The following is a 13,857-nucleotide window of genomic DNA, read 5'->3' as shown; positions in this document are numbered from 1 at the left end:
GTCGGTTCTGTCGGGCGATTGCGGACGGGTGAGCGGTCGGGTAGAAAGTGCCAGCGGCGCGTAATTCATCGCGCTGCCGCAACTCACGGGGATCAAGTGGAAGAGCTGTCGGTAACCAACCCTGCGCGATCACGCCCGCCGGCGCACGACGAACTGCTCACTGGTTCGTCCGTGGCACTGGTACACGAATGGTTCGGTGTCACCGGCGGCTCGGAAAAGGTGTTCCGCCGGATCACCGATCTCGTGCCGCACGGTGAACGCTTCGTACTGTGGAAGGATCCCGGCGTCGCGGAGGCGAGCCTGCGAGAGTCGTGGCTGGCGCGGACTCCGCTGCGGCGCAGCAAGGCGGTGGCGCTGCCGCTGATGCCGCTCGCCTGGCGAACTCTCACCCGGCAGCGGTTCGACGTGGTCATCTCGTCCAGTCACGCCTTCGCCCACACGGTGAAGATCGGGCCGGAAGCCCGTCACCTGAGTTACGTCCACGCCCCGGCACGGTACCTCTGGAGCCCGGGACTTGACGGCCGGGGCGAGAACCCGCTGCTCGCCCTGCCACGACTGATGCTCCAATCGGTCGACGTACGCCTCAGCCGGCACGTGCACAGCTATGCGGCCAACTCTCGCGAGGTGCAGGGGCGGATCCGGCGCTACTGGGGTCGCGACGCCGTGGTGGTGAATCCCCCGGTCGAGACAGACTACTTCTCGTCCGCGCCGGCAGCCGACCGGGCACAGTCGAGGGACTACCTGCTCGGCGTGGGACGGTGGATCCCGTACAAGAGGTTCGACCTGATCATTCAGATCGCCGAGGCAGCCGGGCTACCCGTGGTGATCGCCGGTTCCGGGCCCGAGGAGGTCAACCTCCGCCGCCTCGCCGAACGCGTCACCGTCCCCGTCACGTTCGAGGTGATGCCGAGCAAGGACCGGCTGCGGCAGCTCTACTGGGGCGCCAAGGCGCTGCTGTTTCCCGTTCACGAGGATTTCGGCATCATCCCGGTCGAGGCACAGGCCTGCGGCACCCCCGTCATCGGCATCAACCGTGGCGGGCTGCTGGAGACGGTCGTCGACGGTGAGACCGGGATACTCACCGACTCGACCACGCCGGACGGGTTCTCGGGCCTGCTGACCCGCCTCGACGACCTGGACGAGAACGTGATCCGGGCCAACGCGTCACGATTCTCCGAGGCGGCCTTCGCCGCGAACTTCTCCGCCTGGGTCCGACATGCCGTTGTCTGACACGCCTACCGCGACCATGCCTACCGCGACGCTTCGATGAGCATGCTGGGCATCTCGATCGTCAACTATTTCGGCGCCGACGACGTGGCCGAGCTCGTGCACACGGTGCTGGCCCGACATGCTGGCTCCGACCTACCGGTCGCCGTGGCGATCGTTGACAACAGCGACCAGCGGCAGGAGCTCGACGAGGTCGCTGAGCAGGCCCGACGACACGGATTGACAAGTCGGGTGTTCCACGGCCACGGAAACGTGGGGTACGCCGCCGGGAACAACCTCGCCGCACGCTGGCTCCTGGAGATCGGCGCAGAGGTGATCTGGGTCCTCAATCCGGACACCCGTGTCGTCGGCGGCGCGCTCTCCTGCGCGCTCGACGTGCTCGACGTCGGCGATCGCGTGATCGCGGCGACGAGCAGCGGCACCGACCGTGCGGGCCCTGCCGATCTCGGCGCGTTGGACCTCTGGACCGGCCGGAGCGGACACCCGCCGTCGGACGGGCAGGTGTCCACCCGCAGGCTCTGCTACGTCGCCGGCCATTCGATGATCATCACGGCCAAGGCGTACGAGGAGTTGGCGGGCTTCTCGGAGGACTTCTTCCTCTTCTACGAGGAGGCGGACCTCGCCGTACGGGCCGCCCAGCTCGGCATACCGCTCACGGCGGTACCGGACCTGCGGGTGGCGCACGCCGGCGGTGCCGCTACCGGCGCGACCTCGGACCTCAGGGCCAAGTCGCTGGTCACGTACTTCCATGCCAGCCGAAGCTGCATGATCTTCTTCCGGAAGCACCACAGGCACCGCGTCCCGCTGGTCGCCGCCGCCCGCCTCGGCTATGCCGCCAAGGCACTGCTGGTGGCGGGTCCAGCGGCCGGGGCAGCGGTCGTCCGCGGGACAGTCGCGGGGCTGCGGGCATGACCCGATCACTGGGTGGCCCGGTCCGCCGGATGGCAGACAGCGCCACCATGATGTACGTCTCCGCGTTGGCGATGTCCGGTGTCGCCATCCTGCTGAGCGTGGCACTTCCGCCGTCCGAACGCGGCCTGCTGGTGGCGACGACGACGAGTGCCGCCATCGGCGTCGCGGTAGGCGGGCTGTCCCTGGAGACGTTCCTGCTGGCACAGGGCCGCCAGTGGCTGGACGAGACGGCGGGACGCCGCAGCCTTGCCGTGTACCTCGCGACCGTGCCACTCACGGCGGTGCTGGCCTGGATCTTCGCGCTCTACTCGGACGCGGCCGTGGCGAGCGTCGCCGCAGCGGGGGCTGCCTGTATCGCGGCCAGCAACGTCCCCGCCGCGGCCGGGCTGACGCTGGGCAGGTTCCTGAGCGTGTACCGGTATCGCGCGGTCTTCGCCGCCGTCGCCCCGGCGCTCTACGTCGTACTGATCCTCGGGTCCGTGCGGGATGCGCAACTGTGGCTGCTGGCCTGGCTCGGCTGTCAGACGCTGATGGCGGTGGCGCTGTGGACACGTTACGGACCCGCCCTGTTCCGGCTGGCCCGACGGCGGTCACCGCCGAGCGAACGACTGACCAGGCTGGGGCTCACCCACGCCGGTGCGGTGGCTCAGGTCTTCACCTACCGCTTCGATCAACTCGCCCTGGCCCGTCATCAGGGACCCGACGCGCTCGCCGTGTACTCGCTGGCGGTGGCGGCGATCGAGTTCACCCAGGCCGGTGCCGTCGTCGCAGCCCAGCGGACCCTCGGCGACCATGCCGACGGATCGGAACGACGGCTGTCCGGCGTCCTGCGTCGGGCGCTCTACCTGACGCTCGGCATGAGCGTCGCGGTCCTCGCAGGCCTGGCCGCGATCGGTGTGCTGACCAGCGGCTACGAGGCTGCGCTCCTGCTCGGCGCCATCCTGGTGGCGCGCAGTGTCGCGGTGACCGTCGGCAAGGTTCTCAGTGCCCGGCTGGTCAACCTCGGCGGGGAGCGGGCCACCGCGGTGGTCGCGGCGGGCACCGCGGTGATCGCGATCGCGGGTTACTCACTGGCTGCCCCCGCGTTCGGTGCCGTGGGCGTCGCGCTCACCTCGGTCGTGCTGTTCGCGCTGCACGCCACGGCCACCGCCGTCGCCCTCAAGCAGCGTCCGGTCACGCCGGTCGAGCCGGTGCCCCAGCCGGATGTCCCGTCCAAGGTAGGTAACAGTGGCTGACAGAGTCGTGGCAGTGATCCTGAACTGGAACTGCGCGGACGACACCCTCCGGTGCCTTCGGGCGGTCCTCGACGGTAGCCAGGTGCCGGACGTGATCGTCGTGGACAACGGTTCCGTCGACGACTCGATCGACCGGCTCGAATCGGCACCAGAGCCCTTCACGCTCGTCAAACTCGACCGGAACCTGGGTTACGCGGGCGGGATGAACGCCGGCCTCCGCAAGGCGCAGAGCATCGGGACGACCTGGGTCTGGCTGCTGAACGCGGACGCCGTGCCGCGACCGCACGCGCTGGCGGCCCTACTGTCACGGGCGGACCGGTTCGCCGTGTCGGCCTCGCTGCAAACCACCTCCGCCGAGCCGACCGACACCCAGGTGGAGCCGTACGTGGTGGCGGCCATGCTGCCGAAGGGCAAGGTCCGCCCGTTCCACTGCGGCGGTTGCGACGCGGGAGTACACGAGGTCGACATGGTCACCGGCGCCTCGCTGCTCCTGCGGCTGTCCCAGGTCGCGGCGATCGGCTTCTTCGACGAACGCTTCTTCCACTACAAGGAGGAGTTCGACCTGGTACGCCGGCTCAGCGACACAGGTGGCCGGGTCGGCTTCGTCTGCGCCTCCGAGGTCTGGCACAAGCGGGGCGGCAGCCTCAGCGGCGCCAGCCCACGAGCCCGCTACTACCACCACCGCAACGAGATCCTGTACATCCGCAAGCACTACGCCCGTCCGGTGCGGCGAATCATGCTCGGCGAACCGATCCACTACAAGAACCTGGCGCGATCGCTGCTGCGAATCGGTGTGGGCGGCCGGGAGCAGCGACGCGCAGCCCTGGCCGTGCTTGTCGGCTACTGGGACGGGATCCGCGGCGTGCATGGCCCCACCGATAGGTTCTGAGTTCGTGCACATCCTGTTCGTGAGCCACTCGTCGGACCTCATGGGCGCCGAGCGGTCACTTGTCGCTCTGGTGCGGGAGGCGGTCGAGGTCCGTGGCCACCGCGTGACAGTCACCGTGCCGGACGACGGTCCACTGCGCGCCGAACTCGTCGACGCGGGCGCGCAGGTGGTGGTCCTGCCGACCACTCTGTGGATGGGCAAGCGCCACAATCCGCTGGTCGGGCTGGTGCGGACAGGTCAGGCGGCGCTTTCCGTTCCCCGTTACCTTCGGTACATCAGGCAGGCGCGCCCCGATCTCGTGGTGACCAACTCGGCCGTGGTGCCGGCCGGCGCGTTCGCGGCCGGCATGGCGCGGGTTCGGCAGGTCTGGACGGTCCGGGAGAGCCTGCTCAGCAACCCGAGTCTGCGGTCGGTGCTGCCGAGACGGATGATCGCCCGGATCATCGCCGGTCGGGCCGACGGCGTGGTCGCGATCTCCCGGTATGTCGCCGGTCAGTTGCGGGACGCCGCCCCGGAAGCCGAGCGGAAACTACGGGTGATCGTGCCGTCGGTCGCGCGCCACACGGAGGTTCCGGTCCGCGAGCCGCGACCGCGCCCGGCAAGCCTGGGCCGGCTACTGCTGCTCGGGCGCTTCACCGCGGAGAAGGGCCAGGCCGACGCGATCAAGGCCCTCGGCCGCTGCGCCCGAGCCGGGCAGGCGTTCGAGATGCGGCTCGCGGGTGTCGGCGATGCCGACGCCGTACGGTCGGTCCGGGCACTTGCCGTGGAACACGAGGTCGGTCACCTTGTCGAGGTGACCGAGTGGGCCGACCAGCCCCACCTGCTCTACCAGTGGGCGGACGCCACCCTGATGCTGTCCCGCAACGAGGCGTACGGCCGGGTGACGGTGGAGTCGCTGATGTCGGGCACACCGGTGATCGGCTATCGTGCGGGCGGCACGATCGAGATCCTTGACGAGGGGGGCGGTCTGCTCGTCCCGCCGGACGCCGACGCACTGGCCGACGCCCTGTTGACACTGGCTGGGGACGAGGCGGCCATGCACCGGCTCCGGGACGAAGCACGGCAGCGCGCCGTCAGCTTGAGCAGCGCCCCCTCCTCGGCGCCGAGCTTCATCTCCTACCTCGAAGAACTTCAAGCGAACCGATCGTGACCAACCCCGCGAAGATATTCGTCCCGGCCGCGGCACTGGCTGTCACCGTCGGTGTGGTGGTGAGCTGGTGGCCCGCCCTGGTGGCCGTCATCGCACTCGTCGCCCTGCTCGGCTGGGGTCTCTGGACACCGTCGCGGCTGAACTATGCGCTCTTCGCGGTGCTGTTCCTCGTACCGGTGACCGCGGACCCGGGTTACCCCACCGAGCCGGTCTGGGTCATCCTGCTGGGCGCGACCCTCATCGCTGGGTTCGGACGCCTGCAAAGGTTCCACCCCGACACCCCGCTCGCCTCGCCCGGGATGCTCGCCTTCGTCGTTCCCGCTGTCGCCGTCCTGGCCGCCCTGGTGAGCTGGAGCGGACCCAAGGATCTCGTCATCTCGCTCGTGCCGTTCGTCTGCTACGCGCTCATCACCTGGCACGTGGTGGATGAGGCCCGGCGCGAGCCGGCAGGCCTGCTCCGGCTCGCCCGGGCCTTCGCCTGGGTCGGTGTTCCGGTCGCCGTCCTGGCGATGTACCAGCGGGTCTCCGGCACATGGCCGCTGCTGGACGGGTGGGCGGTCAGCAACGCGTTCACCTCGACCGCCGGCGAGGGACGCTCCGTGGGAACCGTCGGGCATCCCATCGTGTACGGCGCCTTCTGCCTGATGGCGATGTGCATCGCCATCGCGCTGCGGGGGCGGATGTGGCAGGTGCCGTTCGCGGCCAGTGCGATCGGGCTGCTGCTCTCCGGCTCCCGGAGCGCATGGATCGGGATGGCTTTCGCCCTGGTCGTCTGGTATTTGGGCCAGGAGCGGAAGGTGACCCGCCGAGGGCTCACGATCGTGTTCGCCTTCGCGGTTGCCGGGACGGCGCTGCTCGTCGTCAGGCCGGGCCCGGTACGCGGTGCGCTCGACATACTCACCGCCCGGCTCTCCAACGTCTCGGGGTCGTCGTCCGCCACCGCTCGTTACAGCCGCTACGACGTCGCCTGGTCAGGCCTGTCGGAACGTGTCGACACACTGCTGTTCGGCCTGGGGCCGGAGGCGCACGTCCGGTTCTTCCAGCAGGTGGGGATCGGCGATCATCTGGCCCAGACCTTCGACAACAGTTACCTGACCCTCTGGTACGACTTCGGGCTGATCACCGTCGCGGCCTTCGTCGCCCTCCTGATCGCCCTGTTCGCCACGTCCAGGTCGTTGGCCGCCCGGCTCCTCGTGGTCGGCATCGCCGCCCAGATCTTCTTCTTCGACGTCTACCTGTGGCCCTGTGCCGTCGCCGTACTGATCCTGGCCGCCGGGCTGGCGACCGCCGAGCGATCCGCGTCCGCCGCGGCGGCGCGGCCCTCGACCCGTCCCCACGACACCCTGCTGAGAAGTCCACTGGCGCCCTCTGGTGGGGCTGCCGGAGCGAGTGAGGAATGAACGTGCGGCTATCCAGGTCGTCATCCCCGGCCGAGGAGTCCCACCCGGCATCGGGCCTGTCCCGACACCTGTCCCGGCTCGGTGCCGCCGCCGACAGATCGCTTCTGGTGGCGCGGCAGTGGGCCCAGTTGACCCCCCGCCATCACCTGCGGGCCGTACGCGACTACCGGTTGCCGTTGGTCATCCTGGTCCTGCTCGGTGGTGCGGGCGGCGCGCTGGCGTCCCTGACGCAGACCCCGACGTACAAGGCGAGTGCGCAGTTGTTCTTCTCGCCCAACTTCGACAAGCCGGACGTCCACCAGCTCAACGCCGGGGGTAACTACATCCTCCAGCGGGTCCGGTCCTACAGCGAGATCGCGAACAGCCCGACGGTTGCGGCGGCGGTGACGGATCGGCTGGGGCTCGGCTACTCGCCCGAGGAACTGATGTCGAAGGTGACCGTGACGGGTAAGGCCAGCACGGCCGTACTGGACGTCGAGGTCCGTGACTCGGACCCGCAGCGGGCCCGGGACATCGCCAACACGATCGCGGACGAGTTGCCCGGCTTCATCACCCAGCTCGAACAGCCGACCGAGATCGAAACGCCGCCGATCAAGGTGTCCGTGGTCCGCGCGGCCACCACACCGTCGTCGCCGGAATCGCCTCGACCGCTGGTCAATGTCGGTCTTGGTCTTGCCGGCGGGCTGTTCGTCGGGGTGGGCGCGGCGATACTGCGCTACGCCGGCAATCGCACCGTACGCGACGAGCAGCACGCCGCCGAGGTCGCCGAGCTGACCCTGCTGGGTACCGTCGCGACCGGCCCGGATGTGTCACTCACCGCGCGCGAGGACTCCTCCGCCACCGTCGAGACGTTCCGGCAGATCCGGACGAACATCCGGCTCCAGCAGATCGGCCAGCAGCTGACCAGTCTGGCGGTCACGGGCTGCGGCGCTGATGACGGGCAGGCAGCGGTCGCAGGAGACCTCGCGCTCGCGTTCGCGCGGGCCGGGGAGACAGTGGTGCTCGTCGACGGAAATCTCCGTGAGCCGCAGATCCACAAGTTGTTCGCGGTGCCCAACGAGGCAGGGCTGGCAGCCATCCTGGCCGGTACCGCCGGCATCGACGATGTCATCGTCAAGTGGCGTCCAGATCTTCCCCTCTACGTGCTACCCGCCGGTGGCGTCGAGTCGTCCCCGCCGGAGCAGCTGTACCGGCCCGATCGGCTGGCCAACCTGCTGGAGTCCTTCCGGCTGGGGCGGGTTCTCGTCGTGGTCAGCACACCGCCGCCGCTGTCCGACGTGGAGGCGACGACGCTCGTCAGCGCCACCAGCGCCACCCTTGTCGTCTGCCGCGTCGGGGTGACCCCGGCCGAGCAGCTCAGCGCCACCGGCGGAGTGCTCCGCCGGGCCGAGGCGAACCTGCTCGGTGTGATAGTGACCCGGCCCGCCCGCTAGGCTCGGCGGTGCCGTGTGCCGCAGGCAGACCACCGGGAGGCGAACGCGCGACACCAATCCACTTCGGATCGGCCTGTGCAGGTCGTACGACCCGACATAAGTTGGCATGATGAGCGGTGACCTCGCGATGCTGTTGCGGCGGGCGGGCTTCGGCCCTACGGCTGCGGAGCTGGCGGCCGCCGAGCGGGTCGGCTACTCCGCGACGGTGGAGCGGTTGATGGCGCCCGTCGGGCCGGATCGGGGTGCCGCCAGGGCACCGATCCCCGTTCTCGGGCCGGACGCCTTCGACGATCTCCCGAACCCGACCGTCGAAGAACGGACGAGGGCGGAAGCCCTGCGGATCGAGCACTCCGATGCGATCATCCGATGGTGGCTGGACCGACTGACCGTCGCCGACCACCAGGCCAACGAAAAGCTGCTGTTCTTCTGGCACGGGCACTGGGCGACGTCGATGCGAAAGGTCGGCAGTCCGCAGTTCATGCTCGCCCAGCACATGAAGATCCGCAGCTCACCCAGCTTTCGTACGATGGCCAGGAAGCTGGTTTCCGACCCGGCGCTGGTCTACTGGCTCGACGGGCAGCTCAACACCAGGAGCGCACCGAACGAGAACCTCGCCCGGGAGTTGCTCGAACTGTTCACGCTCGGCATCGGCAACTACACCGAGCAGGATGTCAAGGCGGCGGGCCGGGCGCTGACCGGCTGGAAGACCGACCTGAGTCACCCGGAGAACGCCATCTTCTTTCCGGCCGATCACGACAGCGGGCGCAAGACGATCCTCGGCACCACCGCCCACTTCGACGCGTACTCCCTGGTCGACCACTTGACGGATCAACCGGCCTGCGCCCGCTTCATCGCCGAGCGCCTGTGGTTCCGGTACGTGTCCTCGACCGAACCGATCGCCGCCTCCACCCTGCGGAAGATGGTTGCCGCATATCCGGTCGGCATGCGGATGCTGCGGGTCCTCTTCGAGGACGAGGAGTTCCGGTCGGCGCGTCATCGCGTCGTGAAGCAGCCGGTGGAGTGGCTCGTCGGCGCGCTGCGTCAGTTGCGGATCCGGCCTGCGGACTTCTCCAAGCAGACCCTGCATCAGGTCGTGAGCGGTCTGTCCGGCCTGGGACAGGTGCCGTTCGCGCCGCTGAGCGTGGGTGGCTGGCCGAGTGGAGCCGCTTGGCTGACCTCGGCCGCGGCCCAGGCACGCCTGGGCTTCGCGGACCTGCTCGCCGGGCTCACGCAGATCGACCGGCTGAATCCGGAGGAGTTGGCGAACCTGCTGGCGGTCGAGACCTGGACGAACCGAACCTACCTGGTGTTGCAGCGGGCGAAGAATCCACGACAACTGCTGACCCTCGGCCTCGCCAGCCCGGAATACCTGGTGAACTGAGATGGACACGGTGACCCGACGCAGGTTCCTGCTGGCCTCCGCCGCGGCCGGTGGCGCCGCCGCACTCGCCACCGGCGGAATGGGCCTGGCCCGGCTGCTCGACACGGCCGGCGAGGACGACCCGGAGGCGGCCGGCGGGGGTGACAAGCTGGTCGTGATCACTCTCTACGGTGGCAATGACGGGCTGAACACCGTCGTCCCCTACGCTGACGCGGCCTACCACTCGGCACGACCGGAGCTGGCGTACGAGCCCGAGCGGGTGCTGGCACTCGACGACTCGCTCGGCCTGAATCCGGTGCTTCCCGGACTCAAGCGAATCTGGGACCGACAGCAGTTGGCGATCGTGCTCGGTGTCGGGTATCCCCGCCCGGATCGCAGTCACTTCCGTTCGATGGACATCTGGCAGACGGCCTCGCCACAGGCCCCCGTGGCGACCGGCTGGGTGGGCCGCTGGCTCGACGGTGTCGACGCCCCTCCCGAGGCAGCGGTGAGCTTCGAGCCGGTGCTGCCGCCCTTGCTCGTCGGCGAGACCCGGGTCGGCGCCTGCGTCTCGGTGGACGGGTTGCACCTGCCGCCCGGCATCGATGCCGACACCGTTGCCGCCCTCGGTCAGGCGCAGAGCGGTGAATCATCGCTGCACCTGCGCGCGGCCGAGTCCTACCGGGACTTCCTCCGCGCGGACGAGATCGTCCGCCAGGCCGCGCAGGCCGATCTGCCACCGGACGCGGCGGGACTCCCGCCTCTGCCGGCGACCGCGACAGGTGGTGCGAGTGCGCTGGCTGCCCAGCTCGCGCTCGTCACCCGGTGCGTCGAGGCAGGCGTCCCCACCCGGGTCTACTCGGTCAGCCTGGGCGGCTTCGACACCCACGCCGACGAGTTGGTCGGGCAGGAGTGGCTGTTGAAGCAGCTCGACGAGGCGCTGTCGGCCTTCGTGCAACGGCTGGCCGTGACGAAGGCCGGTCGACGGGTGACAGTCCTGGTGTACAGCGAGTTCGGTCGCAGGGTCAGGGCCAACGCCTCGGACGGCACCGACCACGGCACCGCCGGTCCCGTCTTCGTGCTGGGCCCCGCAGTGGCCGGCGGCCGGTACGGGGAACAGCCGAGCCTCACCGATCTCGACGATGGTGATCTGAAGGCGACGATGGACTTTCGAGACGTCGTCGGAACGCTCATCGGCTCCGTACTGCACGCTGATCCGGCGCAGTACCTCGGCGGCTACCAGCCGACACCACTGCCGCTGTTCCGCGTCAGCCTGTGATCCACAGCCGACTGCCACGGCTCCTCGCCCGGCGCTGCCAGTGATCGGTCGTCATCGACCGGTCACTACCGCATCCGTCTCCTCGCCACCATGATCAAGAAAAGGATGAGCGCGCCGACCAACGCCCCACCCAGGGCGGCGACCAGCCCCACCGTGCGGGCCGAGCCCCCGCCCTGCCCTTCGATCTGCTGCCGGTCGGCCGCCTTCTGGCGGTAGTCCTGAGCGATCAGTTTCGCGGGCGAGTCGTCGGGAACCGCGTCGAAGTGGGCGATGGCGTCCGCGTACCGGCCGCCGAAGTAGGCGTCGAGGCCACTCCGGTACCCCGTGTCGACCGGGCCGAGGGCGTTGCTGACGCCGGCGTCGGTGAGCATCCCGGCCAGGGTCGCCGCGGGTACGACCGCCCGGTTCGCCCCGTCGGGGAGTTCCCGGTCGTTGTCCAGGATTCCCGCCACCCGGCCGCCGGAGTCGATAACCATGCCGCCACGGGAGTGGATGCCGACATCGTCGGTGACCCGGTATCCGGAGACGGCGCCGACGCTGCCGGAGCCGAGCACCGTGACCGGCTTCGAGGCGATGGCGTACGAGGCGGTGAGCGGGTCACGCTCGCTCGTGGCGTAGCCGAGCGTGAACAACGATGCGCCCTGCTGGACATCGGCTGCCGCGTTCAGTTCGGCGACCGGCAGATCCTGCTTGGCGAACTTGACGAGGGCGACGTTACCCAGCTCGGGCTCCCACGTCCGGACGATCTCGCCTGGGATCGCCGGGCTCTCGGTGACGTTGCCCTTTGCCACGTTGAACTGGCCGAACAGCCGTACCTCCGGTTCCTGGTCGGCACCTACGCCGCCGAGAACCGTGGCGTTGAGCCGCTTCGCCACGAAGTCGTCGAGGTCGGCGGAGTCGAGCTCACCCTCCTCGATAAGCGTCCGACCCAGGGAGTACAGCGCGTTCTGTCGCGCGGTGTCCGCCGCCGGCCGTACGCAGAGACCGTTGGTGAACGCGTGCCCGTCGGCCTGGACGACGAATCCGCTGCAGCGCCGTTTGAAGGTGACGGGTGCCGCCCGCAGTGGCGTACCGGAACTCTTGTCCCGCAGGTACCCGGTCACCACGACCTCTACATAGACCAGAGCTGGAGCAGCGATCGCCACCGCTCGTTCCTCGTGGGTGTAGGGCGGCGGTGTGGCCTTGTCGCTGCCGGTCGAACCCACCCAGACGAACAGGCCGCCGGCGGCGGCGAGGACGACGAGCACCAGTGCGGCGATTCCGACCAGCAGCCCGACGGGACTCCGCCGGGTCTCCGAGGGCTTGATCCGGCGGGCCGGTGCCGCGAAGGGGTCTGCGGGCGCCGGCTCGTTCGGCGTGGACGGAAACGCCGACACCAGGGCACCGCTGGGCGGGGCGGAATCGGGCGCCGGGACGGGACTGCCCGACACCGGGTACGCGAGGAACGGCGCCTGCTGCCCGGGAAAGGACGTCGGTCCGACAGGCGTCGGCGACTGGGGCATGCCGGACACCGACGCAGGAGCACCGGAGACCGACGCAGGGACACCGGAGGTCGGCTGTGCAGGGGCGGGGAACTGTTGTGGGACGGCGGGAGAGGGTTCCGGGGTCGGCGGAGCGGAAACGGGCGGCCCGGACGTGGGTGCCGGCGTGTATTCCACGTTGAGCGCTCGGAACAGCTTCTCCGCCGCCGGGCCGGCTTCCGGGCCGTACGCGACCCACGGGGCGGCCGCCGAGAAGTCGGCGTACACGAAGGGGGTTCCGCCGGGGGTCTGGGCGAGGTGGTTGACGATCCCGGCGAAGGCCTCCCGCCAGCCGGGGGCGGCGGCCACAGTGGCGTCCAGGACGGCGACGGTCACGAACCGGCCCTGCTGGTCGAGGGCCGCCCAGGCTTTGCCGACCGGCGATCCACCCAGCAGATGGGTGTACCGGTAGGGGCCGTCCGGTTGCATGGCAACTCCTCTGCTCAACCGCCGTGCGGATCCTACCGAGCCATCGCACGTCAGCCTGGCCGCCGGTGACCGCACCCAGGGACATCGCCACGAATACGCAGCTCACCGGCGGGCAATGAGTTCGACCACTTGCCTGCTGAAAGTTTTGATGCATAGAGTCTCGGAATGAATGAAGGGGCTGCCATGGCGCCGACCGAGCGGGTGGTCGGCCTGTTCGACGGCGTCCGACTCACCCCGACCCAGCGACGCATCGCGCACTGCCTGGTGCAGCACGCCCCCGCCGTCGGCTACCTCTCCGCCGCCGAGGTCGCCGAGTTGGCCGGCGTCAGCCAGCCGTCGGTCACCCGCTTCGCCGTCGCGCTGGGCCACGACGGCTATCCCGCGCTGCGGCGGCGGCTGCGCGAACTCACCGCCGCCGCGCCCGGCCCGGCCACCGCCGGCAACGAACTCCAACAGGCGGTACGCGCCGAGATCGGCAACCTGGACCGGCTCGCCGAGCAGCTCACCGACCGGGAACGGTTGGCCGAGACCGGTCGACTCCTGGCCGCCAGTCGCCCCCTGCCGGTGCTCGGCCTGCGGGCCGCCGCCCCGCTGGCCGCGTACTTCGCGTACTTCGCCGCAAAGGTGCACCCGGACGTGCGGGTGCTCGACGACGGGGGCAGCCTGCTCACCGACCGCATCGAACAGGCCGCCGAGGCCGGGGCGAGCGCCCTGCTGGCCCTGGTGCTGCCCCGCTATCCCCGGGAGACCCTGGACGCGTTGCGCGAGGCGCGCGCCGCCGGGCTCACCGTCGTCGCGATCACCGACTCGCCGGTCAGCCCGGCGGCCGAACTCGCCGATGTGGTGCTGCCCGCCGCGGTCGGCACCCAACTCGTGTTCGACCTGCACACCGCCCCGATGACCCTGGCCATGGTGCTGCTCCAGGCGATCTGCGACGCCGCTCCGGCCGAAACCCAGCGGCGGTTGGAGGCGTTCGAAGCCTCCGCCGCCCGTCGCCAGTTGTTCCTCGGTTAGGAGGAGACA

At 69.8% G+C, this 13,857-nt stretch carries 11 protein-coding genes; 10 read left to right on the top strand and 1 reads right to left on the bottom strand.

The features are described from left to right. Nucleotides 1-171 precede the first annotated feature (171 nt). The 9 genes from Vgi01_RS18300 to Vgi01_RS18260 all read left to right on the top strand — a co-directional run bounded on the left by Vgi01_RS18300 (nt 172) and on the right by Vgi01_RS18260 (nt 10,885). A complete protein-coding gene (locus Vgi01_RS18300) occupies nt 172-1,230 on the top strand; it encodes a glycosyltransferase (protein ID WP_239089035.1) in 1,059 nt (352 codons plus the stop codon). 36 nt (nt 1,231-1,266) lie between these two features. After that, nucleotides 1,267-2,139: a glycosyltransferase gene (locus tag Vgi01_RS18295; protein ID WP_204291827.1), complete on the top strand. Its 873-nt coding sequence runs from the start codon at nt 1,267-1,269 to the stop codon at nt 2,137-2,139. Then, complete coding sequence (locus Vgi01_RS18290) at nt 2,136-3,374, top strand: lipopolysaccharide biosynthesis protein (RefSeq protein WP_204291826.1); 1,239 nt, start codon at nt 2,136-2,138, stop codon at nt 3,372-3,374. Before Vgi01_RS18295 ends, Vgi01_RS18290 begins: the two co-directional genes overlap by 4 nt. Continuing rightward, nucleotides 3,367-4,263: a glycosyltransferase family 2 protein gene (locus tag Vgi01_RS18285; protein ID WP_204291825.1), complete on the top strand. Its 897-nt coding sequence runs from the start codon at nt 3,367-3,369 to the stop codon at nt 4,261-4,263. Before Vgi01_RS18290 ends, Vgi01_RS18285 begins: the two co-directional genes overlap by 8 nt. A gap of 4 nt (nt 4,264-4,267) precedes the next feature. Then, the gene (locus Vgi01_RS18280) at nt 4,268-5,413 is read left to right on the top strand and encodes a glycosyltransferase family 4 protein (RefSeq protein ID WP_204291824.1); all 1,146 of its coding nucleotides are present in this window, start codon (nt 4,268-4,270) and stop codon (nt 5,411-5,413) included. Further along, nucleotides 5,410-6,813, top strand: a complete 1,404-nt coding sequence (locus Vgi01_RS18275) for an O-antigen ligase family protein (RefSeq protein WP_204291823.1) — start codon at nt 5,410-5,412, stop codon at nt 6,811-6,813. Before Vgi01_RS18280 ends, Vgi01_RS18275 begins: the two co-directional genes overlap by 4 nt. 2 nt (nt 6,814-6,815) lie before the next feature. Beyond that, complete coding sequence (locus tag Vgi01_RS18270; RefSeq protein WP_204291822.1) at nt 6,816-8,246, top strand: tyrosine-protein kinase domain-containing protein; 1,431 nt, start codon at nt 6,816-6,818, stop codon at nt 8,244-8,246. A 109-nt stretch (nt 8,247-8,355) separates the two neighbouring features. Continuing rightward, on the top strand, nt 8,356-9,627 hold the full coding sequence (locus Vgi01_RS18265) for a DUF1800 domain-containing protein (RefSeq protein WP_204291821.1): 1,272 nt from the start codon (nt 8,356-8,358) through the stop codon (nt 9,625-9,627). Between the two features lies 1 nt (nt 9,628). Further along, complete coding sequence (locus Vgi01_RS18260) at nt 9,629-10,885, top strand: DUF1501 domain-containing protein (protein ID WP_204291820.1); 1,257 nt, start codon at nt 9,629-9,631, stop codon at nt 10,883-10,885. Between the two features lie 65 nt (nt 10,886-10,950). On the opposite strand, the gene Vgi01_RS18255 is transcribed toward Vgi01_RS18260, so the two are convergent. Continuing rightward, nucleotides 10,951-12,834, bottom strand: a complete 1,884-nt coding sequence (locus tag Vgi01_RS18255) for a trypsin-like peptidase domain-containing protein (protein ID WP_204291819.1) — start codon at nt 12,832-12,834, stop codon at nt 10,951-10,953. A 165-nt stretch (nt 12,835-12,999) separates the two neighbouring features. Between Vgi01_RS18255 and Vgi01_RS18250 the strand changes: the two genes are divergently transcribed. Then, nucleotides 13,000-13,848 carry a MurR/RpiR family transcriptional regulator gene (locus Vgi01_RS18250; RefSeq protein ID WP_102659410.1) on the top strand — a complete coding sequence of 283 codons (849 nt, stop codon included), beginning with the start codon at nt 13,000-13,002 and terminating at the stop codon, nt 13,846-13,848. Nucleotides 13,849-13,857 lie beyond the last annotated feature (9 nt).

This window comes from Micromonospora gifhornensis, from assembly GCF_016863515.1.
GTDB lineage: Bacteria > Actinomycetota > Actinomycetes > Mycobacteriales > Micromonosporaceae > Micromonospora > Micromonospora gifhornensis.
Note: the sequence above shows the minus strand (reverse complement) of the source record. Positions and strands in the feature narration are given on the sequence as shown.